This window comes from Arthrobacter sp. NPDC058127, assembly GCF_042884555.1.
Lineage (GTDB): Bacteria > Actinomycetota > Actinomycetes > Actinomycetales > Micrococcaceae > Arthrobacter.
In genome coordinates this window covers 155,427-182,019 of sequence record NZ_JBHVTT010000007.1, presented here as the reverse complement: position 1 = coordinate 182,019, position 26,593 = coordinate 155,427, and the positions used below count along the sequence as shown (strand labels likewise).

The window sequence follows — 26,593 nt, the reverse complement described above, 5'->3', positions numbered from 1 at the left end:
CACCGCCCACGCAAACCACCACACCAGCGTCCAGGAACCCCTGGCCGCCTAACCAAAACAAACAACGAAACTGTCTCAAAAACTTGACGACCGCAAGAACGCTCGCTCACCTATAGGGCCAAAAGCCAGAACGCTCGCTCACCTCAAGTGAGCGAGCGTCCGCCCAAAACACCCCAAAAGTGAGCGAGCGTCCAAGACGGGCACAACCCAAAGGCTAGACGACGGCGCACCGGGACTGCCGCCGTCGGGCCCTGAGACAACCGTTCCCGGCACGGTCGACCGGACGCTCGCTCGTTCCCGGCACGGTCGACCGGAGGCTCGCTCACCTATAGGGCCAAAAGCCAGGACGCTCGCTCACCTCAAGTGAGCGAGCGTCCGCCGGAAACACCCCAAAAGTGAGCGAGCGTCCGCCGGAAACACCCCAAAGGCTAGACGGCCGCGCTCTTCGACACTGGGCCAGCCACCGGCTCTACTGCCCCCGCGTCCGAGTCCGATTCCGATTCCGCTGGGCCGAGTTCCGTCGGGTAGACCATCTCAGCCGGTGCGTTGGAGTTCCTCTTCGCCAGCGGGTAGAACACGATTGCCGTGACCACGAGGCCTACGAGCCAGGAGATGTCCGCCCCTCCGAGAAGATCGGTCATCGGGCCGGTGTAGAGGGTCTGCGCGAGGAACGGGATCTGGATGACAATGCCGATCGCGTAACTGAGTAGCGCGGTCTTGTTCCAACGTCCGTATCGACCATTCAGGTCGTAGAGAGCCGGAATGTCCACCTTTTCCTTGGAAACCAGGTAGTAGTCCACCAGGTTGATGGAGCTCCACGGGATGAACACCATCAGAAGGAGAAGGACGAAGTTCTTGAAGTTGGCGATGAAATCGGGGGACGCAAGGACTGCGATGAGCACGGAGAGTCCGATAAAGCCGATCACGTAGACGAACCGGGTCCATGAGGCCACCGCAGACTTGCGGGTGAATGCTGTGACCGAGGTAAGCATGGTCATGTAGCCGCCATAGGCGTTCAGCGTATTGACGGTCAGTTTTCCGGTCACGATCACCAGGTAGATGACCACCGCGATCAGTCCGCCGCCACTCAGGTTCCCGAGGAAAGCGACTTGGCCGTCCAAGAACCGTGCGCCTTTGGGCAATGCGAGCGCAGCGAAGAGCGCGCCCAGGGTCATGGACCACTGGGAACCAATCACCGTTCCGAAGTACGCCGACATGAAGGTCTTGCGTGCAGGCGTCTTGGAAGGCAGGTACCGGGAGTAGTCGGCCACGTAAGGACCGTAGGTCAGCTGCCATCCGGCGCCAAGCGAAATGGCGAGCAGGAAGGTGGGGAACTCGAAGCCGCCGGCGCCCAGGAGTGCGCCGACGTCCTGGCTGGTCAACAACCTGATGCCCAGGTAAGTGAAGCCGAGGATACCGACGACGGTCGCAATGCGGCCCAGCATGTGGATGTACTTGTAGCCCAGGGTCGCCACGACGATGGTCAGCGCCCCGAAGACGATCATGCCCACGGCCGGAGTTCCCGTGTGCAGGATGAGGCTGATTGCCTGTCCGGAGAGGACCGTACCGGTGGCAGCGAAGCCGAGGTACATGACGACCACCAGCACCAAGGGAATCACCGCACCGAAGATTCCGAACTGCGCCCGGCTGGAAATCATCTGCGGCAAGCCGAGCTTCGGCCCCTGGGCCGCATGGAGCGCCATGACAGCACCACCCAGGAGGTTTCCGACCAGGAGGCCGATGATCGCCCACAGCGCATCCGCGCCGAACAGTACTGCCAAGGCGCCGTCGACAATGGCCGTAATCTGCATGTTGGCCCCGAACCAGAGCGTGAACTGCTGGCCAGGCGAACCATGGCGTTCATTCTCCGGGACAAAGTCGATGGAACGACGCTCAACGCGCGGCCCACCCGTTCCCGCTTTTCCTGTGGCCTGCATGCCTAATCCTCACTTTGACAACCGAAGTCCGATGTCCCCAACTGAGAATCAATCAGAGCATGCAAAGTGACGGCTATCACCGAAAGGTAGCCATATTTAGTCCGATATACCGGACGATAAGGCACGGGTCGTTGATTACCCCATTTGGCGGCCGTCGCCGCCCGCCAGGCCCATGAACATCGTCTTGTGCAACACGTCCACGTGGCGCCGCGATACCTCCACCGCACAGCGGTCGTCGCCTGCCCGCAGGGCGTTTACGAGCGCAATATGGTCCCGGTTGGATTCGTGGAGGAACTCGATCGGGTACGGGATGAAGTATGCGTAGAGTTCCGCCAATGCCTCGTTGTAGACGTCGACCGCCGCTCCCAAGCCCGAGGACGCGGCGACCAGCCGGTGAAACCTCTCGTCAGCCTGGTGATACTCGGACCAATTGCTTGATCCGGCCATTTCATGGGTAAGCCGTTCCAACTCATCAAGCTGCGCTGCCGAGGCATTGACCGCGGCGAAGTGGGTGACCGCGCATTCGAACAACAGCCGGCGGTCCACCAGCCGGTTCACGGCAAGGGATTCCGCGGGCGACGCGGTGAGTTGCTCGAGCACGTTCCGCGGCGGCTCGTCCGCGACAAAGGTTCCTCCGCCACGTCCTCGACGGCGGACAACGACGCCCTGGTCAGCCAGGCTCGCCAGGGCCCTGCGTGCCGTGATCGGGCTGACCGACAGGCCCAGCGCGACGTCTTGCTGGTCGGGCAGCCTCTCCCCCGGCTGAAGCAGCCCCAAGGAGATGGCCATGCCGATCCGCAGGCGCACGGCGTCGATTGCGCTCCTCCGGTCGATTCCGAGCAGAGGGGCAGCACCGATCAATGAGTCGCCGGTGGTGTCCTCGAGCTGTCGGGTCATATCCGCTACTTTACGGGGCAAGATCCACCTTCCTTTTATTTGATCATTATGATCTAATATGAGGCGAGTCACAACGACAACGTGGAGAAACCAGTGCAACGCATCCTTCCCCTCATCGCCGCGCAAGCATCACCCCGACTGATCGGCGAACCGATCGAGGCCTTCGCAGCCGAGGTCGCCGCCGCCGTCGCGGTCCAACCGCAAAGCAAGCTCGTGGTCTTCCCGGAACTGCACCTTTTCGGGGATTCCAACCCGGACCTGCAGCGTACGGAAGTGCTGCAGGACTCGGCCGAGCCGCTTGACGGTCCGCGCGTCAACGAGCTGCGGCAGCTAGCCGCGGACTTGGGCATCTGGCTGGTTCCGGGCAGCGTCTGCGAGCGCGGCCCCGAGGGGCAATTGTTCAATACCCAGTTGGTCCTTTCCCCCGAAGGCGAGCTCGCCGGCTACTACCGCAAGGTCTTTCCTTGGCGCCCCTTTGAGCCCTACGACCCCGGCGACCGGTTCACAACCGTCCACCTGGAAGGGATCGGCACGGTGGGCTTGAACATTTGCTACGACGCCTGGTTCCCCGAGGTGACCCGCCAGTTGGCGTGGATGGGCGCCGAAGTGATCCTCAACGTCGTTAAGACCACGACGCCGGACCGCAAGCAAGAACTCGTCCTCGCCAAGGCAAACGCGATTGTGAACCAGGTCTTCATGGTCAGCGTCAATTGCGCGGGACCCACCGGCAAAGGCCTCAGCCTGATCGTCGACCCCGAGGGGAACACCATAGCCGAGGCCGACGACGACGCGCCCACCCTTCTCGCCGCGGAACTGGACCTATCCGCCGTCGAGCATGTCCGCGAACACGGGACCGAAAACCTGAACCGCCCCTGGTCCCAATTCCGCCCCGGCGAGCCGCCCATTGACCTGCCGGTCTACCAAGGCCGCATCGACCCGACCATGTGGACCCCTAAGTCCACCAACTCCTAAGGAACCACCGGTGACAACGCAACCGAGCCTCACGCGCGCCCTGAAACTGCCCTCGCTGGTCCTGTTCGGGCTGGCCTACCTGACCCCGCTCATCGTCCTGGCGATCTTCGGCGTGATCGCCGAAACCACCGGCGGAGCATCGCCGTCGGCCTATCTCGTGGCCATGATCGCCATGCTCTTCACGGCCCAGAGCTACGGGCGCATGGCCGTTGCCTATCCGGTGGCCGGCTCCGCCTACACCTATATCCGCCGCTCCATCGATTCCCGGATCGGATTCCTGGCCGGTTGGGCAGTCCTGTTGGACTACTTGTTCCTGCCGATGGTCATCTGGCTGATCGGGGGCTCCTACCTCACCGCGCAGTTCCCGGCCATTCCCATCGGGGTCTGGATTGTCGCGTTCATCGCGATCACAACGCTGCTCAACGTGGTTGGCGTGAAGGTGGCGGACAAGGCCAACTACCTGCTGATGGCATTTCAGCTTCTGGTGATAGTCCTGTTCGTTGCACTGTCCGTTGGAACCTTGGTCTCGACCTCCGGCGCGAGCGCCCTGGTCAGCACCGCTCCTTTCTTCAACGACACCTCGAGCTTCGACAAGATCACCGCCGGAGCTGCCATCGCGGCGTACTCGTTCCTGGGCTTTGACGCGGTGTCCACCCTCACCGAGGAGACCATCGAGCCGAAGAAGACCGTGCCGAAGGCGATCATGCTTGTGGCACTCATCGGCGGCGCGATCTTCGTCGTCGTCTCCTACACCACCCAGCTGATCCACCCCGGCGGAGTCTTCGACGATTCGGCGTCGGCGGCATCGGACATTGCCCTGAAGATCGGCGGGCAGTTCTTCGGCGCAGTTTTCCTGGCCGGACTCGTGGTGTCCCAGTTTGCCTCCGGGCTCGCGGCACAGGCCAGCGCCTCACGCTTGCTCTACGCCATGGGCCGGGATTCAGTCCTGCCGAAGAAAGTCTTCGGGGCGCTGAACAAGTCCTTCCACACTCCGGTGTTCAACCTGGTCATTACAGGCGCGGTGGGACTCATCGCCATGTTCCTGGATGTAGCCACATCGACGTCGTTCATCAACTTTGGCGCCTTTACGGCCTTCACCCTCGTCAACATCTCGGTCATTGCCTACTACCTGCGCCAACGACGCTCGGGGCACCGGCTCAGCGTCTTGTTCTACGTGGTCATGCCAGCGGTGGGAGCCATTATCGACGGGTTCCTGCTCTCCCAGCTGGATTCGAATGCCATCACGCTCGGGCTGATCTGGCTGTGCGTCGGCGTCGTAGTACTGGGCATCATCACCAAGGGGTTCCGGAAGGCGCCGCCGGAGATGGTGATGGAAGAAAAAGAAGCCGCCCTGGTATGACGGCGGAACACAGTAAACGGGGAGAAATGAGGACTGCGTGCGCATCACCTTAGCCCAGATCGATTCCGGCACGGACGTCAGCCGCAACCTCGACCTCATCGCGGACTACTGTGCCCGGGCGGCCCACGAGGGCTCTGACCTCATTGTGTTCCCGGAGTACTCGACGTACGAGAAAAGCCGGGTGGACCAGAGCTTCGTGGACATGGCCGAACCGATTTACGGCCCGGTGGCTTCCAAGCTCTACGCGACGGCGGCACGTTACGGGATCGCCGTCGTCGCAGGCCTCCTGGAAGCGCCCGGTGAGGGGGACGAACCAAAGAAGCGGACGGATCCCGAGAACCGGACCGGGCCTTCAACACCTTGGTGGCCATCGGTCCTGACGGGTCCCGCCTTGCCAGCTACCGGAAGATCCACCTGTTTGACTGCCAAGGATTCCGCGAATCGGAATACATCAGACCCGCCCCGGAGCCACTGCCTGTCACTTTTTCCTGCGGGGGCATGACCTTCGGATTGATGACCTGCTACGACCTGCGCTTCCCCGAGTTGGCGCGCATCCTGGCCGATGCCGGCGCCGAGGTGCTCCTCGTCTGCTCTTCATGGGTTCCCGGCACTGCAAAGACCGAGCAGTGGGCCACCTTGGCCAAGGCCCGGGCAATCGAGAACGGTGTGTACGTGGCGGCGGTCTCCCAGACTCCGCCGGTGTCCATCGGCTACAGCATGCTCATTGATCCCCTCGGGACTGTCCTGCATAGCCTCGGCACCGAGCCGGCCACCGCAACGCTGGACCTCTCGCCGGATGCCGTTCAGGCAGCCAGGGACCAGTTCCCCACGTGGCGGCACCACAGGCTCCCCTAGTAACCTCGCGACCTCTTCTGGGCCGCCCCACTCTGTGCTAAACCAAAGTCAAGAAGCACCGATGCTCCGAAGGAGAAACGCCATGAGCACTACGACGGACAAAGGATCGGGCCGCGGGCTGGAGATCCGGTCGATCGACTATGTTCCTTTGAACGAGCGGCACGGCAAGGTCTCGCACATCGGACCGCTGTGGTTCGTCAGCAATGCCCAGATCGCCACCCTGGCAGTGGGGTTGATCAGCATCACCACCGGCGGCAACTTGATCTGGTCGCTGCTCGCGATCGCCATCGGGGTACTCGTCGGCACGCTGTTCATGGCCGCGCACTCCTCACAGGGCCCCCAGCTCGGCTTGCCGCAGATGATCCAGTCCCGGCCGCAGTTCGGCTACATCGGTGCCCTGCTGGTTTGGCTCTTTGCCTACCTCCAGTACGCGGGCTTCAATATCTTCAACACCATCCTGGCCGGCCAAGCCATCTCGGAGTCGATCAACTTCGGGTCCCAAAACCTGTGGTTCTGGGTGGTCACCATTATCGCCGTCGTCATTGCCTTGTTCGGCTATGACCTCATCCACGCCTTTGAGCGCTACCTGACCTACCTGACCATCATCATGCTGGCGTTGCTCACCATTGCAGCCGTCAAGCTGACCATACCCGCGGGCGCATACAACCTGGCTGACTTCCATCTGGTGCCGTTCCTGGGCCAGCTAGGGGTCGCGGCCGGCTACCAGATCTCCTGGGCCATCTACGTCTCTGACTACTCCCGCTACCTCCCGCCCTCCAGCGGACGGGGCACATTCCGGTGGACGTTCTGGGGCAGCGCCCTCGGCGGTATTTGGGTAATGTTCCTGGGCGCGTACATCGGTGCGGCCGCCGGTGAGAACTTCGAAACCATCGGCTCGATCAAATCCACGGCCGACCAGCTCTTCGGCGGATTCGGTGGCATCGCGTTGTTCGTCGCCGCCCTGGGCTTGCTGTCAGTGACTGCCTTGAACATGTACGGCGGATCGCTGACCCTGATATCGTCCATCGATAGCGTCCGGCAGATCCGGCCAACCCTGAGGCTCCGGATCATCACGATCTCCATCACCGCCCTCATTTCCGTAGTTCTGGCGAACCTGGCGTCGGCCGACTTCCTCGCCAATTTCAACGACTTCCTGCTGTTGGTGCTGTACTTCTTCATTCCGTGGACAGCGGTCAACCTCACCGACTACTTCATCGTCCGCAAAGGCCACTACGCCATCGCTGAGATCTTCAAGCCGGATGGGATCTACGGCCGCTGGGGCTGGCCCGGCATCATCTCCTACCTCGTCGGCTTTGTGGTGATGATCCCCTTCTTCTCCGCCGGTAAGCTCTTCGTCGGGTTCATAGCCCACGCGATCGACGGCGCCGACATCTCGCTGTTTATCGGGCTCCCGGTCTCCGCCGGGCTGTATTGGCTGATGACCCGGCGTATCGACGTCGAGGCAGAGACCCGCATGGCCAAGGAAGAGGCCGACGCCCTCGAGGCGGCCGCGCACGAACACCTGCTTCCGTAGCTCCGCCGCCGTAACGCGGTTCGACAAGACTCAGGCAGTGGCGATGACCGTGGGCGTCGCCAAAACGTTGCCGGATTTATCCAAAGCCTCGACGGCGGCCCTCGGCGCGGCGGCCACCGCCGTCGACGTTTCAAAGCCGCGGCGCGGAACCGTAACTGCCTCGGACAGTGAACCGGGGCCGGTTCCGGTGAGGAACCTCCATTTGGCGACCTCGGTTGCGCCATTCCAGCTGGTGTGGAGCTGCATCGTGGACCCGTTGCCCGGGACCGCGGCCAGGTCGGGGACGGTGTCCGGGCGGCCTGTCCACGGCGAGCGGTAGGTGCGGTAGGAGGCGTCGCCGATTCCGGTCGCCTCGAATACCGCTTTCCCATCCGGGGTGAATTCGGTGGCGGCGGGGTCCGCTCCCCAGCCCACAAGGACGTGCCCGTTATCGAGGAACTGCAGGTTCCCTTCGGCGTCGCCCCGGTGGCCGCCCCTGCTGAACTCCTGCTTGACGACGGCGGTGCGCGCCTTTTCGTCGACGGCGAGGAGCAGCCCGCGCGATGTCCCGGTGGTGCCCTGGTTGTAGTGGTTGTCGAACATGCTGATGATCCCGTTGGGCCGGCGTCGAACATCATGCTGCCAAGCGAAGACGGATTCCGGAGTCATCGAGAAGTCGCTGCGTTTCCCGCCCAAACGCCAGCGGATCTTCCCGTCCGAACGGCCGATCAAATAGGCGGTGTGCGTGTGGCGGGATGAAACGAGGAGCGCGTCTCCGCTCTCGTCCACGGAATTGAGGTGGAAGGGATCGAACGCTTTCGTGGCGTCGGAGCCGTCGGCCTTGGGGTTATCCGACGGGCGCACATAGGACTCAGCCAGGTCGATGTGGTCCGAGGCCGTCCAATCGAAGAGGACTTTTCCGGAACGGATGCCGACTTCCTGGACATGGCAATCAAACATGTAGCCCTGTGCGGGTCCGCCCACAGATGTCAGGTCGTGCTGGACTGTTGGGTAGGAGATCATCAACGCCGTCCCGGCAGGGGTGATGGTGAACTCGTGCAGATCCGCTTGCAGCCCGTTGCCTGTGTTGACTTCGGCCACGGTGCGGTAGTGGGCGTCCTTGACGACGCCCTTTCCCGCTCCGTGTCCGCCGGTTCCGATTCCAGTCCAATAAGTCAGCACCGCTTGGCCTTCGAAGGCTTGAACGCGAAGGTCCGTCACGCCGGAACCGGTCGGTTCCATCCATATCGGTTCCCCGTGGTTGTCCATGATCAGCCCGTTGGTGCCGTGGCCCATCGGCCCCACGAACAGGAGGCCCGCACCTGTGGGCCCGGTAGCCCAGCTGGCAACGCGTGCTGCGGTCAAAGCGGTGGAAACGAAGCTACGGATCGAAGGTACGGAAGCCGTGTTGCTCGGCGACGGCGAGGGTGACGCTGCCGGCGTCGGGGTAGCAGCGCTGACCGCGGCCGTTCCCCCGGGCAACACGCCCGTCCTGGCGATGCCGAGGCCGGCGAGCAATCCCGCGCCTGCCATCCCCGCCCCCGTAAGGAACCCGCGCCGGCTCACCCTGAAGTGGGGCTCGCGGTCTTCCCGCTCGCCACTCCCAGACTCCGTGTTCTGCTCCACCCCCTCAGGATAGGACCGGAACACAGTGCGGAAACCGGACAGAAGCTGCAAGTTTGCTGGACGAGGGCAGGGCGGTAACCCAGCGTGGGATCAGTTGATCCTGCGTCCGCCGAGCCAGCTGACCATGGCCGGGTCGCGGTGGTCGAAGAAGAGGCTAGCTCCGGTGTCCAGGGTGGCGATCTGGCTCATCTGCTCGTCCGTGAGGGTGAAGTCGAAGACGTCGAGGTTCTGGACCATGCGTTCCGGCCGGACTGACTTGGGGATGACGACGACGTCGCGCTGGATGAGCCAGCGGAGAACCACTTGGGCGACGGACTTGCCGTGGGCTTCGGCGATGGCGCTGAGAAGCGGGTTGGTGAACAGGTTGTTCTTGCCTTCGGCGAATGGTCCCCAGGACTCGATTTGGACGCCGCGTTCGCTCATCATTGCTTGGTCGGCGGCGCGCTGGTGGAAGGGGTGGGTCTCGATCTGGTTGACGGCCGGGACGATCTCGTTGTGGTCGATGAGGTCCACCAGCCGGTCGAGGTGGAAATTGGAGACCCCGATCGCGCGGGCGAGACCGGCCTTGTTGATGTCCTGCATGGCGCGCCACTCGCTGTAGTAGTCCCCGAGGGGCTGGTGGATCAGGTACAGGTCGACGTAGTCGAGTCCGAGGCGGTTCAGTGAGTTGTCGAAGGCGCGCTTGGTGTCGTCCTGGACGCTGCCCGTGGGGGCGTGCTGGATCCAGAGCTTGGTGGTGATGAAGAGTTCGTCGCGGGCGAGGCCACTCGCCTTGATCGCAGCCCCGACGGCGGCCTCGTTTCCGTAAGAAGCGGCAGTGTCCAGGTGACGGTAACCGGCGTCGAGGGCGGCTTCCACCGCGGCCTGGGTTTCCTCGTCCGGGATCTGGAAGACGCCGAAGCCGAGGATTGGCATTTCGACGCCGTTGTTAAGGGTGACGGTGTTCATGGGTTTCCTTCGCTTGGATGGGGGTTATCGGCTGATTTGGGCGTGCGCGGCTTGGTAGTCCTGCTCGCTGACGGGTTCAAGCCACGTGGCGCTCTCCCCGTTGTCGCGCTCCACCAAAGCCAGGTGGCACATCATGTTGTCCTGGGTGGCGCCGTGCCAGTGTTCCTCGCCGGGCGGCGTGTGGACCGTGTCTCCTGCGCGCATGAGGATCACGCCGCCGTCCCGGGTGGCAACGAACCCGATGCCGTCGGTGCAGTGCAGGGTCTGGCCAACGGGGTGCGAATGCCAGTTCGTACGGGCTCCGGGAGTGAAACGCACCATGGCTGCCACGAGGCGCGAGGGCGCCTCGCCGTTGTGGAGGGAGTTGAGGTAGACGTCTCCCGTGAACCTCTCCGTCGGGGCTTTGGCCGTGGGGGTAGGGGGTATGAGTTTCATCGTGGCTTCCTTTCGCTAGTGCCGTGATTGTTTCGTGTGCCGAAGCGGCAGGGCCACCGCTACAAGGACGAGGAGGAGAAGGGCCGTGGTACCGAGGCTGATGCGCAACCCTGGAAATAAAGGCTCTGGAGGAAGACCACGCCGTAGAACGCCGCCATGGTGACCCCGGCGATAATCAGGGCTGTCGAGACCGTGCGTGAACGGAACAAGTCGAGCGGGATCATCCGGTTCTTGCCCCGTGCTTGTGCGGCCACGAAGACGGCTGCCGATGCGACACAGATAGCGAACGTCAACAGGATTTGGGGGCTTCCGTAGCCGAGCTCCGCGCCTTCGATGATCCCGTACGCCAGGCTCGCCAGCGTGACGACCGCCGTGATCTGCCCCAGCCAGTCAAAAGGCATCGGGCGTCGCGGCGATGGAGCCACACGGGAGAGTATGAGTAGGGCGGCGACTCCCACCGGAAGATTGACGAAGAAGATCAGCCTCCAGTCCAGTTGCGTCAGGATGCCCCCGAGCACCGGTCCGGCAGCCAAGGCGACCACGAAGAATCCCAGCATGGCAACCGCCAGAGATGCGCGCGGACGGGCGACGGCCTGCGGAAGGGATTTGACGGTAGTCACGGACATGGTGGCCTTCCAAGCTGGGAAACGGGGACTGATTCAAGAAAACCAGTCCCCGCGTCCGCGTGGGAGTGCCTGTTATACCGTGTACTGCCAGTGCCTGTTTCAGTGGCCTCGGGCTTCTCAGATGGTGATCGCGACTTTTCCCCGCACTTTGCCGGCGTCGAAATAGCGCATGGCGTCCGGAACCTGCTCCAGCGGATAGCTGCGGTCAACGGTCGGGGTGAGGGCTCCGGCGTGGATGAGCCCGGCCAGGTGTTCGAGGTCTGCAGCGCCCTGCGTGGCCATGACCATGGTGAACCGCTGGCTGATGAATGGGGACAGCGCCAGGGCCCGGAATTGCCTGTCGATGCTGCCCGTCCAGGAGCCGCCTTCTTCGCCGCCGGTGATAACGGCCGTGCCGGTAGGAGTGAGCGCCTTGCGAAGGCGTGCCAGGGTAGGGTTCCCGGCGATATCCAGGATCAGATCGTAGTGTTCAGGGCCGTCGGCGAAGTCCTGCTTGGCGTAGTCGAGGACGTGATCGGCGCCGAGCGAGCGCACCAGGTCCATTTTGACGGCACTGCAAACACCCGTGACCTCGGCCCCGGCTGCTTTGGCGAGCTGAACAGCGTAGCTTCCCACTCCACCCGAGGCGCCAAGGATCAGCACCTTCTGTCCCGGCGTTATCTGGCCCGCGGCGCGGAGGGCCTGCAGCGCAGTGCAGGCGGAAACCGGGACCACCGAGGCCTGTTCGAAACCGATGTTCGCCGGTTTGAGCGCGAGCTGGCTTTCGCGGGCCGCCGCATACTCGGCGAAGGAGCCTTTTCCGACCCCGAAGACCTGGTCCCCGACGGCGAATCGGGTCACTGCCGCTCCGACCATCACGACCGTGCCGGCCAAGTCCAGCCCCGGTACAGGGTTTTTGGGGGCGCGGACGCCGAAGGCCAGGCGCAGTGCGTAGGGCAGGCCCCGGGTTACATGCCAGGTCCCACGGTCCAGGCCCGCAGCGTGGACCCGGACCAGCACCTCGTTCTCGGCGATGTTCGGCTTGGGGATCTGCTCCAGGTGCAGGACGTCGGCTGAGCCATAAACCTCCTGCACGATGGCCCGCATCATGGTCGGCATTGTGATCTCCGGCGCGGGCGAGCCGGCCGAAATCGGAGTCTCCGCAGCTTGCTGACCATAGGTCATGGCCGTTCCTTTCCAAGCAATCTGGATGCGTGACGACTTTTTCGTACGCTGTACTAAAAAGATTATCGTACAATGTACTAAACCGCTAGAGTGCTGTACTAAGTCGCTCGAGTGCTGTACTAACTAGAGCCCGAGGAATCCCGATGCCGGATACTGCACAGCCCCTCCCCCAACGGCGCCTTCCACTGAGCCGCGAAAGGGTGCTGGGCTGCGCCGTGGATCTCGCTGACGAGTCGGGAATCGCAGCGCTGACCATCCGCTCGCTCGCCCAGAGCATGGGAACCAAGCCCATGTCGCTCTACTACTACGTGGCCAATAAGGATGAGATCCTGGACGGCATCGTGGACATGGTCTTCAGCGAAATCGCGCCTCCCTCCCCCGCGGGCGACTGGCGGGAGGAAATGTACCGGCGGGCCCACGCGGTGCGCAGCGCGCTCAAACGCCATCCATGGGCGGTAGGGCTGCTGGAAAGCCGTTCTTCCCCAGGCGAAGCGAACCTGCGCCACCACGAAGCGACGCTGGCGACTTTGCGAGCAGCAGGTTTTTCCGTTCAAATGACAGCCCATGCCTATGCCCTGCTCGACAGTTACATCTACGGATTCGCGCTCCAGGAAGCCGCACTGCCCTTTGACGGCCGGGACACCGCCTCCGAGGTCACAGCGCCGATCGTTGAGCGTTTTTCGACCGGGCAATATCCCCACATGATGGAGATCGCCACCGAACACGTCCTCAAACCCGGCTACGACTTCGGGGATGAGTTCGACTTCGGGCTGAACCTCATCCTTGACGGCCTCAGCCGGTCGATGAGGTGAGCCGGAACCCCCGGTAATCCAACGATGAATCTCCGATCCGTGGTGGCTCATGAGACCGCGGGGGTGGATGTGACGTGGGTGACAAGAGTGGCGTTTGGTGCGAAGCTTGTCACGCCAAGTTGACCGTTCTGTCAACTCGGATCTTATTGATCCTCAGGGAGGTTTCGTGAAGAAGATTCTTAGCGTTTCCGGGGCGTTGTTGCTATTGCTGAGTGCACTCTCAGCGACGGCGCCGGCGGCGGTCGCCCAACCATCTCCGTCCGCAAATTGGCATGCGGAGAGGGTCTGCGCCGATGTCCCAGCCGGCATTGCGTCGTGTTTTGCGCTCAAGTACGTCGATGATTCTACGACCCCGGCCAAGGCGCTGTCGCAGGGAGGACAAGCCAAGCCCGCTTCGAGCGCTCCGCCCGCCACCGGCAAGACCCCTGCGGATATACAGAGCGCCTACAACATCACAGGCCTGACGTCCGGCGGCCGAACCGTCGCAATCGTGGACGCCTATGGCTATCCGAACCTTGAACGCGATCTCGGCGTTTACCGCTCACAGTTCGGCCTTCCGGCATGCACGGTCAACAACGGCTGCCTCACCATCATGAACCAAAACGGCGGCAACAAGCTTCCCAGGTTCAATTCCGGCTGGGCCGACGAAACCGCCCTCGACGTCGAAGCCGTCTCGGCAGCCTGCCCGGACTGCAAGATCCTCGTTGTGCAAGCGACAACAGCCAGCATCACCAATCTCGGTACAGCCGTGGCAACGGCCGCCAAACAGCCAGGGGTCGTCGCGATTTCCAACAGCTACGGCGGCGGGGATTCGGCGGACTCCACCTACGGCGCGTACTACAACCACCCGGGCATCGCCGTGACAGCATCAACCGGTGACAACGGGTACTCCGGCTCGTCCTACCCCGCTTCCTCGAGTTATGTCACCGCTGTGGGAGGCACATCGTTGGTCAAGAACACCAGTACACGCGGGTGGGGCGAGTCCGCATGGTCCGGCTCGGGATCCGGATGCTCAAGTGTCAATGCCGCGCTGCCTGCGGCTGCCAACTTCGGCACGGGGTGCGGCAAGCGCGCCTCTGCAGACGTCGCCGCCGTCGCGGATCCGCAGACCGGATTGGCGGTGTTCGCACCGAGCAGCAGCACCACCTCGTCATGGGCACAGTACGGAGGCACTAGCCTTTCCTCACCCCTGATCGCGGCCATGTATGCGCTTTCCGGCAACTCCGGCAGCTCCACGGCGCTGGCCAACTCTCTCCCGTACACAAACTCCGGGACATTCAATGACGTTGCCTCGGGTTCAACGGGCACTTGCTCCACGAGCCAATGGTGCCTCTCCGGCACCGGATGGGACGGGCCCACGGGGGTCGGCACTCCGAACGGGGTCGCCGGACTCTAAAAAGCAGTAATTGCCTGAAGGGTGGCCGGCGTCCAAGGATGCCGGCCACCCTTCTGTCTGTGAACGGGCAGCGTCACTAGTGCTTCAGGTTCGTCAGCTCCTGCAGGACCTCGTCCGACGTCGTGATGATGCGGGCGTTCGCCTGGAAGCCGCGCTGGGCCACGATCAGGTTGGTGAATTCCTGGGAGAGGTCCACGTTGGACATTTCAAGGGCCCCCGCGGTCAAGGTACCGAGTCCTGCGTCGCCGGGGGCGCCCAATTGGGCCGTGCCGGAGTTGGCGGTGGCCACGTATGTCGAGCTACCGGCTTTCTCAAGGCCGCCGGGGTTGGTGAAGCGGGCGAGGGCAACGCGTGCCAGAACCTGCTTGGCACCATTGCTGAACGAGCCGATGAGCGAGCCGTCGCCGCCGAGGGTGAAGGACTCCAGTTTTCCTGCCGCGGATCCGTTCTGGCTGCCGACTGTAAGTGTGCTCATGGCCGCGAAGCCGGTAACAGTGGACATGTCCACTGTGATGCCGCCGACCGTCATGGCACCGCCCGAGGTCAGCGCACCGTTCGCGAACGTGAGCGTCGAGTTGCCTGTGGCGCCGTTGGCATCTGCCCCGGCCACATCCCAGCCAGCCGCGGACCGGCTGAACGTCAAGTTCAGGCTGCGGGAGGCGCCGTCGGCGTCGTACACCTTGAGCTGGCGCTCCACGCTGGTCCCCGCGGCTGCGTCGGACGGCAGGTTCCCGTCGAGCGAGGCCCTTGTGGTGGCGACAGCCGCGGCCGTTGTGTTGGGCGACAGGGCGATCGGGCCAACGGGACCTCCCAGGTTCACCGCACCATTGGCGGCGGACCAGCCCTGCAGGATGCCGCCGTCGGGGCTCACGAGACGGCCGGCCGCGTCCATGTCGAAGGCGCCGGCGCGAGTGTAAAGCTGCTGGCCGGCCTTGCTGGTGATGAAGAACCCGTCGCCGGAGATCATCATGTCGGTGGCTCGCCCGGTGTTCTGCGATGAACCCTGGCTGAAGTTGGTGCTGATTCCCGCCACACGCACGCCCAGGCCGATCTGGGCGGGGTTGGTGCCACCGGTTTCAGCCTGCGGGGCGCCGCCGCCTTGGGTCATCTGCGAGAGTGTGTCCTGGAACTGGGTGGAGGAAGCCTTGAAGCCGGCCGTGTTCACGTTGGCGATGTTGTTTCCCGTGACGTCCAGCATGGCCTGGTGGGCGCGGAGGCCGGAGATTCCGGAGTACAGCGAACGAAGCATGGTGTTGCCTTTCTTCGGGGTGGTTTAGGGAGGCTTGAGTCAGGCGGTTGGAGTGGCGGCGGCGGTCATCCCGCTGATCGAATCGAGCGGAACGTTCACTCCCCCGACCGCCACAGTGGGGGTTCCGGCCGCAAAGGAAACCGAACTCGCGACGCCGGAGCCCTTCGTCCCGTCCGCGAGCGCATAGCTGACGTTGTGCCCGATGATCTGTGCCGCGGCACTGCGCATCTGCAGGGAAAAGCTCTCTTTGGCGTCGGCGGTGAGCTCCGTCATTTTCTCCATCATGGACAGCTGGACGGTCTGGCTCATCATCTGGTTGGTGTCCATGGGGGCGCTCGGGTCCTGGTTCTTAAGTTGAGTCACCAGGAGGGACATGAACATGCTCGAGTCCATGGTCTGCGCGGGTTTGGCCGCGGTAGTTCCAGCGGTGGTTCCAGACTGGACTCCGCTGCTTGCCGCGATGGCTTGGATGGTCACTATTGGCTCTCCTTCATCAGACGAGAATGTCCAGGCTGCTGGTAATGCTTCGGGGAAGTACGACGGCGGTCCGCGGCAAGCGAACCGTGTCGCCGTCGCTGCTCCGTGGGAAGGCCGGGCTCTCCGCCGGGCGACGGTCCCGGGGGTCCGAGCCGCCCGCCCCGGCGTCGGCCGGAGCGTTGTGTTCGGACAGGTCGAGGCTGGCGCCGAAACCTGATTCCCCGAGTCCGCGCCGCAGTTCCGGCAGGATGCTGCGCACTGCTTCACGGCCGGCTTCTCCGGGGGCGAATAATTCGATCCGCACCCCAGCGCCCTCGATATGCGCCCGGACGGTCAGCGGACCGAGGTCTTCCGGCGACAGCTTCAAGGTCATCACGTGCGAGCCAGGCTCCGCCGAGGCAAGGGAGAACAACGGTCCGGACACTTGAGGCAACAGTTTCGCCGGATCTGCTTGGAACGTGGGCGTCACCATGCCTGGGACGGCTGTCGAAGAGGCCTGCTGGAGTGGCGACGCTGGCTGCCCCATCACCGGAATTCCTGCCTGAATCCCCGTGGGAAGCCCGGGTGCCGCGGCGGCTTGAGTGTCCCGCTGCGTCGCGGGTTTCCCCACGGGAAGTACGACGGCGGTGCCCGACTCGCGTGCCGGGACTGCGGCCATGCTGACCCCGGGTACGGGGTTGGCGGGCAGCGGGTTGGTAGGCGACGAGTTACCGGGGATAGGGCTGGGCGGCAGGGTGCCAGCAGGCTGCGGGCCGGCGGGCAGCGGGTTGCTCGGGGCCGAACCAGGCTGGGTTGGACTTTGGCCAGGGCTCCCGAGCGGCGGCGCTACCGGCACAGTGGGGGCGGGCATCCCACCTATAAGACTTGCAGCTGCCGACGTTCCTGCAATCGCTTTGGCCGGTGCCGTAGCGTCCTTAACCGGTACAGCATTGCCCGACCTGCTCGCCTGCGGAGCAGCGGTCCCCGGAGCGACAACGGCCATCGCGAGTCCGCCCGCAACAGCGGCCCCACCCGCAACAACAGCGCCTGGCGCACCAGGCGAACCCGCCGCATCAACCGTGTCCTTGGCGCCCTTCGACGCTTCCGGTTTGGCGGCTCGGGCGGCCGTCCCGGAACCGTCGGCGGCAGGCTTTCCTTGCGCTCCGCCGTCGGGCGCTTGTTGTGCGGTCCCATCGGAGGTCTTCGAGCCGGACGCCAGCAGGCCGTTCATCACGGCCTCAAAGCCGGCGGCGGCGCCGGGCTGCGGCACAGGCGAAGATCCGGGAACAACCGGACGCGGAGCAGCCACACCGGCGGAAGGCAACTGCATCACGAGCCTCCCGCGGGGACAATCCGGCGGATGGCGGTCAGATTGGACTGCTGTTCCCACGCATCGCGGATCTGGATGGTCTGGCCGGGGACGGGCGCGTCGATCGCTTTGCCGTTGCCGAGGTAGATGGAAATGTGTTCGCCGCCGAAACTGACCAGCAGGTCGCCGGGCTTGGCCTGGGCCAAGGACGCCACGGGGGTGCCTTGCCGCATCTGGTCGCTGACGACGCGCGGCAGGTCGACGCCGAGGTCCTTGAAGACGCGCTGCACGAAGCCGGAGCAATCCATGCCCACCGCCGGGTTCGTGCCGCCCCAAACATAGGGCACACCCACGTATTTCTTGGCGTCGGCCGCCACGGCATCGCCCGTCATAGCGCCGGTGGCCATGCCTGTAATGACACCCGAAAGCGCGCCCGAGCCCCCGACGGCGGAGCTCAGCGCTTGAGCGAAGGATGCCGAGTCCGTCGAACTAGCCGCGCCCCCGGAGGGGGCCCGGGTCCCGGTGGAAGCGGTGGTGCCCGCGGAAGATGCCTGCGGGAGGACGCCTTGGCTCAATTGCTGCAACATCGACTGGATGCTTTGGATGCGCCCGATGGCCTCGGTCATGCTCACGAGGTGGCCTTCCGATGCCACGCGGAAGACGCTATTTCGTCCAGAACGCCTTGCTCGGCACGGAGCGCGGAAGCCTCGAACGCGGCGCCGTGGCGGGTTTCGAGCTTCTCGAGCCCTACCGCGCGGCGTTTGGCTTCGGTGTATTCCGCGCGGGCCTCGGCGGCTTCAGCCTCCGCACTGGCGGCCAGGGCGTCAAGCTCGGCCAACATGCTCTGCGCGGAAGCACGGGCCGCCGCGATGGCCAGGAGAGACGCGGAGCTTCCGGCGTCTCCGGCGGACTCGGCCAGTTCCTCGCGGGCTGTAGCACGCCGGGATCGCAAGGATGCGGACCGGGAGTTGGCGCGGGCCAGTCCACTGGCGGCGGCGTCCTGCTGCGTCTGGCGCAGGCGCAACAGCCCGGCCAGGGAGAATTGACGGTTCACGCGGCTCCTTCGAGGCTTGCTGAGAGGCGGAAGAGTTCCGGCCAGGACTCGCTGTAGGGAGTGGATTCGTCCATGCTTTGCTGCAGGAACCCGTTGATGGCGGCTTCGTGGTCCAGTGCCGCGTCCACCAAGGGATTGCTGCCGCGGTGGTAGGCGCCGACGTCGATCAGGTCCTGGGCGCTGCGCCGCGCGGCAAGGACCCTGCGCAGGGAGGCCGCGAGCGCCGTGCGATCACCGGAGTTGACCTTGGAGGCCACACGGGACACGGAACCAAGCACGTCCACCGAGGGAAAATGCCCCGTGACGGCGAGCTTCCGGTCCAGGACCACGTGTCCGTCGAGGATCGAGCGGGCGGCGTCGGCGATCGGTTCGTTGTGGTCGTCGCCGTCCACCAGCACCGTGTAGATGCCGGTCACGGATCCGGTTTCAGCGGTGCCGGCGCGTTCCAGGAGCCGGGCCAGCACGGAAAAGGTCGACGGCGGGTAGCCGCGGGTAGCCGGCGGCTCACCGGCGGACAGGCCGATTTCGCGCTGGGCCATGGCCACGCGCGTCAGCGAATCCATCATGAGGACCACGTCCTGGCCGGCTTCGCGGAACGATTCGGCAATCCGGGTGGCCGTGACGGCGGCGCGCATGCGCATCAGGGCAGGCTCGTCGGACGTCGCCACAACCACCACTGAACGAGCCAGGCCTTCAGGCCCGAGGTCGTCTTCCAGGAACTCGCGCACTTCACGTCCGCGCTCCCCCACCAAGGCAATCACCGATACTTCGGCGTCCGTGCCCCGGGCGATCATGGACAGCAACGAGGACTTGCCGACCCCCGAGCCCGCGAACAACCCCATGCGCTGGCCGCGGCCGAGCGTTGCCATGGTGTCCAGGACGCGGACGCCGGTCTGCAGCGGAGTGTCAACCCGGGCGCGGTGCATGGCCGGCGGCGCTTCGTTGTCCAAAGGGACCATGGGACTGGCGGGCAACGGACCTTTGCCGTCGATCGGACGCCCGAGCCCATCGAGTACCCGCCCGAAGAGGCCACGGCCGGTGGGGACCAGGATTGGAGCGCCCTTGGAGCGTGCCGGGTCACCCGCGGCCACTCCGGTCAACCGTCCCAGCGGCATGCAGCGCACCACGCCACTGACCGAGGCGACCACTTCGGCGTCGAGCCCCGGAGCCTCGCCCACGGTCACCAGGTCTCCCACCGCACAGTCCAGCCCGGAGACCTCCAGTCCAAGGCCGAGCACGGACGTCACGGTGCCCACGCGCTGCGGTGCCGCGGCGGCGAGGGCTGCGCGGAAGCGCCTTGCGTGCGGCCGGTATCCCGTAGTGCTCATGCGTCGTTCCCCAGCAGCGCTGCTTTGGTCCTGTCCAAAGCGGTGCCGAGCCGGGCGTCGAGCCAGCCCTGCGGAAATTCCGCGATCGCATCGCCGGGGTTCAAGGTGGGATCGGCCTTAAGTTCGACGCCGGCTATGTTCCCGACGTCGACGGCGTCCAGCGCGGCCAGGTCCGCCGGGTGGAGCCGGACGGAAGTCACGGTTTCCGCGCCGGACGCGGTGCTGAGGGCGCGGGCCAGCGCGGCGCGGGCGGTGTTCCCGCCGTCGTTGAGTTCGTAGCCCAGGATGGCTTCGGCAAGCTCCATCGCGCTGGCCGCCAACACGTCCTGCGCTTCCTCCAATACAGCGCCGCTGCGCTGCCGGGATGCGGCGGCGGCAGCTTCGAGCACGCGGACAGCTTGCGCCACAACCAGCCGCCCGGCGTCGAGCATTGCGCGGTGTTCGCCTTGAAACTGTTCGCGCAGACGGCGTTGTTCCACGGCCGCGGCCTGGATCCCGGCCGCGTAACCTGCCGCGTGTCCTTGGGTGTACCCCCGGTCCTCCTTGCGTAACCTCGAGGCCGGCTGGATGTCCGGGAAGACCACCCTCTGGAGCCCAGCCTCAGTAGACATAGTCGTCTTCTTCGCCGCGCCGGACCACGATGGCGCCGTCGGCTTCCAACTCACGGATGGAACGGACAATCTCGGCCCGGGCCTCTTCAACCTGGGAGGCGCGCACCGGTCCGGCGGAAGCCATCTCGGCTTCCAGGATTTCGAGGTTGCGCCCGGACACGTTGGTGCGCACGGCCTCGAGCACTGCGGCAGGGGCACCCTTCATGGCGACAGCGAGCACTTCGGCATTGACGCCACGAAGGATCTGCTGGATGTCGCGGCGTTCCAATTTCACGATGTCCACGAAAGTCAGCATCCGGGCGCGCACTTCCGTGGCCAGCTCCGGATCCAGGGTTTCCAAGCCTTCCAGGACGGAGCGCTCGGTGTTGACGTCGGAGCGGTTGATGATGTCAACGAGAGGCTGGATGCCGCCGACAATCTCGCTCGACTTCCTTTGCGACATGACGGCTCCGGCACGAACCTTGAGGGTCTCGGCCACGATGCCCACGGCCTCCGGCGAAGCCATCCCCATCGTGGCGATGCATCGGGCCACCTCGCTCCGCTGCACATCGCCCAAGCCGGCCATGACCGCGGAAGCCTTGCCCGGCCGCAAATGCGCCAGGATCAAGGCAATGGTCTGCGGCATCTCGCCGTCGATCAGGGCCAGAAGCTGCCCCGAATCCATCATTTCCAGGAATTCGAAGGACTTCCCGGCCATCGTGGACGCGAGACGGTCCATGAAACCGGCCGCTTTGTCCGCACCGAAGGACGCTTCCAGGAGCCCGACGGCGAATTCCTGGCCCCCGCGGGCCGTGCGGCGTCCGCTGACTGCAAGGTCGTGGAACTCGGTCATGACGAGGTCCGCCACTGATGGGGAGACGCGGCGCAAGCGCACGATCTCGGCGGCGACGTCCTCGGCCTCGGACTCGGAGAACTGGGTCATGACGGAGGCGGCGCTGGCAGGGCTCATCTGCATCAGCACCACGGCCACCTTCTGCGGGCCGGTCAGGACGCCTGCTTCCAACTCCCCTGCCCTCATACCGCTTGCCTATCATCCATGAGCCCGCGCAGGTAGTCGGCGGTCCGGGCCGGGTTCTCTGCAACCATGGCTTCAATCTGGGCCAGCCGCCGCTCGCCGTCGAGCGCTTCGGCGCCAGGTATAGGCAACGCAGGCATCGGCAACGCCGGAACCGGATGTGCAGGCGGCAGTTCGATCGCCGAGGTGGCTGGTGGTCCTTCGAGTGCCGGGGTGGAGACGGCTTGCGGCAGCATCTCGTAGTCAAGGCGTTCGCCAAGGTCAACCGGTTCGCGGCGCTGCCTGCGGCGCAAGAGGATCAGCACGAGCACAATCAGCGCTACAACTGCCAGCAGGATGCTGCCCGCCAGGATGAGCGTGTTCATCAAATCCGACTGCTGCTTGGCGTCGGCTTGTGCTTTGGCCGCGCCCAATGCCTGGGCCGCTGCGTCTGCGGCCGAAGTACTGAAGGGCAGCACTTCGACCGTCACCACGTCGCCGCGGGCGGGATCGACGCCTGCCGCGGAAGTGACGAGGGCCTTGACGGAGTTGACGTTGAGTCCGGCCGCCGCGGCCTGGTTGATGGCGACGGAGATAGTCTGGCGTTTCACGGCTCCTTGCGGAATGGTGCGGTCTTCCGTGACCTTGTTGACGGCGTTGTTCTTGGTGGTGTCGCTGGAATCGAACGTTCCGTTACCGTTGGTGCCGCCCGGCACGGCAATGTTGTCCGGGCCAAGGACACCGGAGGCGCCGCCGCCGGTTCCCGTGTACTTCTCGGTCTTGGTGGTCTCGCTCAGCGGAGCGGCGTCCTTGGCCGTGGAGAACGTCTCGCTGCGCTGCTGCGCGGACTCCGCGGTCACGTCGGCCGCGACGGCTACGGTGGCGTTGCCCGGTCCCACTACCCTGTCCAGGACTGCCTTCACCGAATCGGAGGTGCGCTGTTGGTAGTCGGCGGCTTGCTTGGACGAGGAGCCGGTGGCTCCCCCTCCCACTGTGGAGAGGACGTTGCCTTGGGAATCCACCACGGTCACGTTAGTTGGCTTCAGGTTTTCGATCGCGGCGGAGGTCAAGTGCACGATCGCCTGGACCTTATCGGCAGACAGGGTGATGCCCGGCTGCGTTTCCACGAACACGGATGCCGTGGCGTCCGGAGCCTTGTCCACGAACACTGTTTTTGCGGGAATGGCGAGCTGCACGGCTGCTGTCTTCACTCCGTCCATGGCCTGGATGGTGGTGGCGAGTTCGCCCTCGAGCGCGCGCTTGTACGTCACCGACTGCTGGAACTCGGAGGAGGTCACGCCGAGCTTGTCGAGCAGTGAATAGCCCGTGGCTGCGGCCGCAGGAAGGCCCGCTGCGGCCGCTTTCAGCCGTTCGTCGTTGACCTTGTCGTCGGGAACCAGGATGGTGGAACCGCCGTTGCTGAGCTCGTACGGGACGTTGTCCTTACGCAGCTGCTCCACGATCCCGTTGGCGTCCGTGTCCTTCAGTCCGGAGAACAGCGGCGAGTAGGACGGCTTGCCCAACCATGCTGACAGGGCCACCCCGCCGAGCACCAGGACAGCGATGCCGATGATGGCGATGGTGCGCTGCCCGGCGGTGAATCCCTTGAATCCATCGCCCATCTTGCGGAAGAAGGCGGCAATCTGTGGAGGCATCAGGCCTGCATCCTCATGATCTCGTTGAACGCGTCAACGCCCTTGTTCCGTACCGTGGAGACAAGCTCCATGGTGATCTGGGCGCGCGTGGCAGCGATCGTCGCCTTGTGGATGTCGTCAAGGTTGCCCGTCACCGCGGACACTGCCAGCTGGTTCGACGCCGATTGCAGGGACTGGAGGTTGTCCACGGCACCGGTCAGAGCGGTCGCAAAGTCATTGCCGTCCGATGTTCCGGCGGCTCCGCTTACGTTGTTTGTGCCTAGGTAGCCGGTGCCGCTGACGCCCTGCACCGAAAGTCCTCCGCCACCTTGAATTGCGCCGATCGGGTCCAAAGCCATCAGGATTTTCCTATCTCGAGCGCTGCCTGGTACGTCTCACGGGCGCGGTCAACCACTTGGGCGTTGGCCTGGTAGCCGCGTTGCGCCACAATCAGGGCACCCATCTGTTCGGAGAGGTCGATGTCCGGGTAACGGACATAGCCCTGGGCGTCAGCCAGCGGATGGTCCGGTTGGTACACGAGCCTGCCGGTTGCGCTGCCTTGGGGGGTGCTCTTGACGTACACGCCGTTTCCGTCGCTGCCCTCGGCGGCTTCGACGTAGCGGGCTTGGAAAGCCCTGCCGCTGGTGCGGGACACGTCGTTGATGTTGGCCAGGTTGTCCGAGACGGCATCGAGCCATTTGCGGTGGACAGTCAGGGCGGAACCGGCAATCCCGATCGCATCGAAGGTCATCAGCTGGTCCTCAAGGCCGTGCGGATCGCGGTGAATTCGTCTCCGACGGCCCGGGCCGCGAACTGGTACCGCAGCACAGTGTCCACGTTGGAGAGGGTCTCGGTGTCCAGGTTCACGTTGTTGCCGTTGAGCTGGGTGGGTTCCTGGGACGTTGACACCGTGGGTGCAGCGTAACCATTCCCGGCGCTCACCGAAGCCGCGAGGGCGTCTTCGAACTGGACCCTTTTGGCATGGTAGTTCGGGGTATTGATATTCGCGATGTTGTTGGCGATGGTGTTCTGGCGCAATGTGAGCGCGTCCAAGGCGCTACCAAGGGCAACAGAAGTCACTGACTCGAACACGACGGCCTGCCTTCGCGAATAGATATGAAGAGGCCGATCCGTGGCCGTGCATCGAGCAATCCCTGCTCAACTTCCACCATCGGCACGCGTCGGCGATTCGTTAGCCGATTCAGGGATTGTTTTCGGTACTTTCGCTTCAGCCTTGGACGTCGAGGATCAACGGACGCGGGGAATTCCGGCTTCCAGGGACTGTGCCGAGGGCGTCCAAATGGGCGAGGGCGTCGTTGCGTACCTTGCCGAGCATGGCCATGGATTCCAACTGCGCGTCAAGGATCCGCCGAGCCCGGTCGGCCAGCCCCTCCGGAAGCGAGCCGGCCCCGGCGGGAGGACTCCATGGCTCGGGTTCGCCACCGGAGACAGCCAAGGCAATGTCGCCTTCAAACCGGTCCAGGATGTCCGACCATTCCCGTACCGGGTCAGCCGACACCGAGCGTGCCGTTCGTACTTGCGGTCCCGCCCTGGGCAGGCAGCTGCGAAGAGGCGTCATGCCAGCCTTGCCGAAGCGGTTCCAGCAGCGCAATGCATTCCTTGGTCCGGTTGACGTCGCGGTAGATGTTGGCCCCGATCATCGCTTCCATCGAGTACTGATAGATGCTCAGCAGTCCGGGCGCGCCATCCCAAGCATCTGTCTTCAGCGTGGAGGACAACTCCGTGACGATCGACTGCGCATGCAGGAGGTTTTCGCTGGCGACGCCCCAATTGGCGTTCTCCTGGGCGAATTGGGCACGGTTCAGGTCCAGGAGGAGGCGGTCGTACAGCATGGTGAGGAGCCGTGCCGGCGGAGCCGAGAGAATCGCGTCTTTGTTGTACTTGCTGAGCTGGCTGGCCCGGAGGGCGGTGGCTGTCACGGTTTAGTTTCCTGACGACGACGAGGAGGACGAGGATGAGTTGGAGAGGGCGGAGAGCTGGCCGGTGAGCCACGACGCCTGGGACTTGAGGCCACCGAGCAGGACTTCCATGTTGGTGTAGACAGCTTTGAGGGAAGCTCGGCGGTCCGCGAGCCGGACGTCCCAGTCGGCGATCTGGGAGGTCAGATCGGTCACTTCGGACTGCTGCCCCTTGATCAGCTGCGGCACGGAGCCGCTCACCGGGTCCGAGGCGTTCGTCGCGGCCGAGGCAACCCTCGTGGCGATCTGCGACAGGGCCGACTGGGTTCCGGCCGGGTCGGCTGCCATCGCCGATGCGAACTTGTCACTGTCGAAAGTGAAGGTGCCGTCCTTTTCGATGACGATGCCGTATTCGGAGGGCGACTTGCCGTTCACGGGGGCCACCACCGCTTCGGTGACGGCATCGCTGACAGCCCGGACGGAACTGTTACCGGTGAAGATGCCGCCCTTGGCGCTGGCGACGCCGGCGGTGCTCGTCGTCGTACTCACCGCGCTGCTGCTCGCGATGTAGCCCAAGAGATCGTTGACGGAGGAGACCAGATCGCTGGCCTTTTTTGTAATCCCAGGTGTGTCGCTTGCGACTGTGACGGTCACCGGCGAGGAGCTCACGGCCGTGGCGGTCACCGCGACGCCGGGAAGGACCTCGCTGAACGTGTTGCTGGAGGAGGTGATGGTCTGTTGCGCGGCGGTGCCGGCATAGAGGATGGCCTGGGCGTCCGCGGCTGGCTTGACGATGGCAGCTGTTGGTGCGGCAAACAGGTCTGCTGCGGTCCCGGCAGTTACATCGGCAGCGGTGCCCTGATATGCCTGGAAGTCGCCGGCCGCGCCGCCCGTGGTGGAGGTCAATTGCAGGCGGTAAGTGCCGTTGCCGGCAGGGACCTTCACCGCGTTCGCTCCCCCGCCGGCGGCATTCACGGCCTTGACTACATCGTCAAGGCTCGTGGAAGCCGGAGTGACTTCGGTGGCCTTGCCGGTCTTGTCGACGAGAGTCAGATGTGCCGGGTTGCCGGACGCGTCGGTGGGCCAGGTGGTGAGAGCTTCGGTCACACCGATCTTGGTGCTCGACAACTGGGTCACGGTCACGTCGATCGAACCCGTGGTCGCCGTGGTGGAGGCCTTGGCCGTGATGGCCGGGTTGTTGGTGGTGGCCGTGAACAGATTGCTCGCGCCGGGCGCCGAGATGGAGGTGGCCAGGGAGTCCAACACTGTCAGACGGGTGTTGAGGCTGTTCAGCGCGTTGATCATCGACTGGTCGGCGGTGACCTTGGACTGCAACTGCTGCTGGGGCAGCGCTTCCACTGCCATCTGCGCGTCGATCATCGAGGTGGTGTTCAGGCCGCTGGCGAGGCCGTCAATCGATGTTCCCACGGAGGGTTCCTTCCAAAGTTATGCTGCTGCGCTAACGGCCGATGGCGGCCAGACGGGTATAGGACCCGAG

At 64.5% G+C, this 26,593-nt stretch carries 28 protein-coding genes and 1 pseudogene; 7 read left to right on the top strand and 22 right to left on the bottom strand.

Annotated features, from left to right (window positions below):
* Nucleotides 1-428 precede the first annotated feature (428 nt).
* Nucleotides 429-1,937, bottom strand: coding sequence for a purine-cytosine permease family protein (locus tag ACFVTG_RS12515; protein ID WP_390280819.1), 1,509 nt, complete (start codon nt 1,935-1,937; stop codon nt 429-431).
* Nucleotides 1,938-2,072: 135 nt separating this feature from the next.
* Nucleotides 2,073-2,834 carry a FadR/GntR family transcriptional regulator gene (locus tag ACFVTG_RS12510; RefSeq protein ID WP_390280817.1) on the bottom strand — a complete coding sequence of 254 codons (762 nt, stop codon included), beginning with the start codon at nt 2,832-2,834 and terminating at the stop codon, nt 2,073-2,075.
* Between the two features lie 93 nt (nt 2,835-2,927).
* Here ACFVTG_RS12510 and ACFVTG_RS12505 point away from each other — a divergent pair, with 93 nt between their 5' ends.
* The 5 genes and pseudogenes from ACFVTG_RS12505 (at nt 2,928) to ACFVTG_RS12485 (ending at nt 7,555) form a co-directional block, all read left to right on the top strand.
* Nucleotides 2,928-3,806, top strand: coding sequence for a carbon-nitrogen hydrolase family protein (locus ACFVTG_RS12505; RefSeq protein WP_390280815.1), 879 nt, complete (start codon nt 2,928-2,930; stop codon nt 3,804-3,806).
* Between the two features lie 10 nt (nt 3,807-3,816).
* Nucleotides 3,817-5,166, top strand: coding sequence for an APC family permease (locus ACFVTG_RS12500; protein WP_390280813.1), 1,350 nt, complete (start codon nt 3,817-3,819; stop codon nt 5,164-5,166).
* A gap of 37 nt (nt 5,167-5,203) precedes the next feature.
* Nucleotides 5,204-5,410: pseudogene (locus ACFVTG_RS12495) on the top strand (nitrilase-related carbon-nitrogen hydrolase); the annotation flags it as partial.
* Nucleotides 5,411-5,529: 119 nt separating this feature from the next.
* Nucleotides 5,530-6,021 (top strand): nitrilase-related carbon-nitrogen hydrolase, encoded by a 492-nt coding sequence (locus ACFVTG_RS12490; RefSeq protein ID WP_390280811.1) that lies wholly within the window; start codon nt 5,530-5,532, stop codon nt 6,019-6,021.
* Between the two features lie 82 nt (nt 6,022-6,103).
* Nucleotides 6,104-7,555 (top strand): purine-cytosine permease family protein, encoded by a 1,452-nt coding sequence (locus ACFVTG_RS12485; RefSeq protein WP_390280809.1) that lies wholly within the window; start codon nt 6,104-6,106, stop codon nt 7,553-7,555.
* 30 nt (nt 7,556-7,585) lie between these two features.
* Here ACFVTG_RS12485 and ACFVTG_RS12480 read toward each other — a convergent pair whose 3' ends face one another.
* The 5 genes from ACFVTG_RS12480 to ACFVTG_RS12460 all read right to left on the bottom strand — a co-directional run bounded on the left by ACFVTG_RS12480 (nt 7,586) and on the right by ACFVTG_RS12460 (nt 12,333).
* Nucleotides 7,586-9,160 (bottom strand): arylsulfotransferase family protein, encoded by a 1,575-nt coding sequence (locus ACFVTG_RS12480; RefSeq protein ID WP_390280807.1) that lies wholly within the window; start codon nt 9,158-9,160, stop codon nt 7,586-7,588.
* A 90-nt stretch (nt 9,161-9,250) separates the two neighbouring features.
* Nucleotides 9,251-10,108, bottom strand: coding sequence for an aldo/keto reductase (locus ACFVTG_RS12475; protein ID WP_390280805.1), 858 nt, complete (start codon nt 10,106-10,108; stop codon nt 9,251-9,253).
* Between the two features lie 24 nt (nt 10,109-10,132).
* Nucleotides 10,133-10,543, bottom strand: a complete 411-nt coding sequence (locus ACFVTG_RS12470) for a cupin domain-containing protein (protein WP_284754214.1) — start codon at nt 10,541-10,543, stop codon at nt 10,133-10,135.
* Nucleotides 10,544-10,602: 59 nt separating this feature from the next.
* Complete coding sequence (locus ACFVTG_RS12465) at nt 10,603-11,163, bottom strand: hypothetical protein (RefSeq protein ID WP_390280803.1); 561 nt, start codon at nt 11,161-11,163, stop codon at nt 10,603-10,605.
* Between the two features lie 123 nt (nt 11,164-11,286).
* Complete coding sequence (locus ACFVTG_RS12460; protein ID WP_390280801.1) at nt 11,287-12,333, bottom strand: NAD(P)-dependent alcohol dehydrogenase; 1,047 nt, start codon at nt 12,331-12,333, stop codon at nt 11,287-11,289.
* Nucleotides 12,334-12,476: 143 nt separating this feature from the next.
* On the opposite strand from ACFVTG_RS12460, the gene ACFVTG_RS12455 reads away from it, so the two are divergent.
* Together ACFVTG_RS12455 and ACFVTG_RS12450 are read left to right on the top strand one after the other, a co-directional pair.
* Nucleotides 12,477-13,145, top strand: a complete 669-nt coding sequence (locus ACFVTG_RS12455; protein WP_284754210.1) for a TetR/AcrR family transcriptional regulator — start codon at nt 12,477-12,479, stop codon at nt 13,143-13,145.
* Nucleotides 13,146-13,311: 166 nt separating this feature from the next.
* Nucleotides 13,312-14,541 (top strand): hypothetical protein, encoded by a 1,230-nt coding sequence (locus ACFVTG_RS12450; RefSeq protein WP_390280799.1) that lies wholly within the window; start codon nt 13,312-13,314, stop codon nt 14,539-14,541.
* Nucleotides 14,542-14,617: 76 nt separating this feature from the next.
* On the opposite strand, the gene ACFVTG_RS12445 is transcribed toward ACFVTG_RS12450, so the two are convergent.
* From ACFVTG_RS12445 to fliD, 15 genes are all read right to left on the bottom strand, one after another.
* Nucleotides 14,618-15,790, bottom strand: a complete 1,173-nt coding sequence (locus tag ACFVTG_RS12445; RefSeq protein ID WP_390280797.1) for a flagellar hook protein FlgE — start codon at nt 15,788-15,790, stop codon at nt 14,618-14,620.
* Between the two features lie 39 nt (nt 15,791-15,829).
* Nucleotides 15,830-16,267: a flagellar hook capping FlgD N-terminal domain-containing protein gene (locus ACFVTG_RS12440; protein WP_284754205.1), complete on the bottom strand. Its 438-nt coding sequence runs from the start codon at nt 16,265-16,267 to the stop codon at nt 15,830-15,832.
* A gap of 16 nt (nt 16,268-16,283) precedes the next feature.
* Complete coding sequence (locus ACFVTG_RS12435) at nt 16,284-17,576, bottom strand: flagellar hook-length control protein FliK (RefSeq protein WP_390280794.1); 1,293 nt, start codon at nt 17,574-17,576, stop codon at nt 16,284-16,286.
* A complete protein-coding gene (locus tag ACFVTG_RS12430) occupies nt 17,576-18,208 on the bottom strand; it encodes a C40 family peptidase (protein WP_390280792.1) in 633 nt (210 codons plus the stop codon). Before ACFVTG_RS12430 ends, ACFVTG_RS12435 begins: the two co-directional genes overlap by 1 nt.
* On the bottom strand, nt 18,184-18,609 hold the full coding sequence (locus ACFVTG_RS12425; RefSeq protein WP_390280790.1) for a flagellar FliJ family protein: 426 nt from the start codon (nt 18,607-18,609) through the stop codon (nt 18,184-18,186). The genes ACFVTG_RS12430 and ACFVTG_RS12425 overlap by 25 nt, the downstream gene beginning before the upstream one ends.
* Nucleotides 18,606-19,937, bottom strand: coding sequence for a FliI/YscN family ATPase (locus ACFVTG_RS12420; RefSeq protein WP_390280788.1), 1,332 nt, complete (start codon nt 19,935-19,937; stop codon nt 18,606-18,608). The genes ACFVTG_RS12425 and ACFVTG_RS12420 overlap by 4 nt, the downstream gene beginning before the upstream one ends.
* Nucleotides 19,934-20,548: a FliH/SctL family protein gene (locus ACFVTG_RS12415; RefSeq protein ID WP_390280786.1), complete on the bottom strand. Its 615-nt coding sequence runs from the start codon at nt 20,546-20,548 to the stop codon at nt 19,934-19,936. Before ACFVTG_RS12415 ends, ACFVTG_RS12420 begins: the two co-directional genes overlap by 4 nt.
* Nucleotides 20,538-21,566: a flagellar motor switch protein FliG gene (gene fliG / locus ACFVTG_RS12410; RefSeq protein WP_390280785.1), complete on the bottom strand. Its 1,029-nt coding sequence runs from the start codon at nt 21,564-21,566 to the stop codon at nt 20,538-20,540. The genes ACFVTG_RS12415 and fliG overlap by 11 nt, the downstream gene beginning before the upstream one ends.
* Entirely contained in the window at nt 21,563-23,197 is a 1,635-nt protein-coding gene (gene fliF, locus ACFVTG_RS12405; RefSeq protein ID WP_390280783.1) for a flagellar basal-body MS-ring/collar protein FliF, read from the bottom strand. Before fliF ends, fliG begins: the two co-directional genes overlap by 4 nt.
* Nucleotides 23,197-23,535 (bottom strand): flagellar hook-basal body complex protein FliE, encoded by a 339-nt coding sequence (gene fliE / locus ACFVTG_RS12400; protein ID WP_390280781.1) that lies wholly within the window; start codon nt 23,533-23,535, stop codon nt 23,197-23,199. The genes fliF and fliE overlap by 1 nt, the downstream gene beginning before the upstream one ends.
* Nucleotides 23,535-23,927, bottom strand: a complete 393-nt coding sequence (locus tag ACFVTG_RS12395; RefSeq protein WP_390280779.1) for a flagellar basal body rod protein FlgC — start codon at nt 23,925-23,927, stop codon at nt 23,535-23,537. The genes fliE and ACFVTG_RS12395 overlap by 1 nt, the downstream gene beginning before the upstream one ends.
* Nucleotides 23,927-24,268 carry a flagellar basal body rod protein FlgB gene (locus ACFVTG_RS12390; protein WP_390280777.1) on the bottom strand — a complete coding sequence of 114 codons (342 nt, stop codon included), beginning with the start codon at nt 24,266-24,268 and terminating at the stop codon, nt 23,927-23,929. Before ACFVTG_RS12390 ends, ACFVTG_RS12395 begins: the two co-directional genes overlap by 1 nt.
* A gap of 136 nt (nt 24,269-24,404) precedes the next feature.
* Nucleotides 24,405-24,695, bottom strand: coding sequence for a hypothetical protein (locus tag ACFVTG_RS12385; protein WP_390280775.1), 291 nt, complete (start codon nt 24,693-24,695; stop codon nt 24,405-24,407).
* Nucleotides 24,685-25,116: a flagellar export chaperone FliS gene (fliS, locus tag ACFVTG_RS12380; RefSeq protein ID WP_390280773.1), complete on the bottom strand. Its 432-nt coding sequence runs from the start codon at nt 25,114-25,116 to the stop codon at nt 24,685-24,687. Before fliS ends, ACFVTG_RS12385 begins: the two co-directional genes overlap by 11 nt.
* Before the next feature lie 3 nt (nt 25,117-25,119).
* Nucleotides 25,120-26,523, bottom strand: coding sequence for a flagellar filament capping protein FliD (gene fliD / locus ACFVTG_RS12375; protein WP_284754191.1), 1,404 nt, complete (start codon nt 26,521-26,523; stop codon nt 25,120-25,122).
* Between the last annotated feature and the right edge of the window lie 70 nt (nt 26,524-26,593).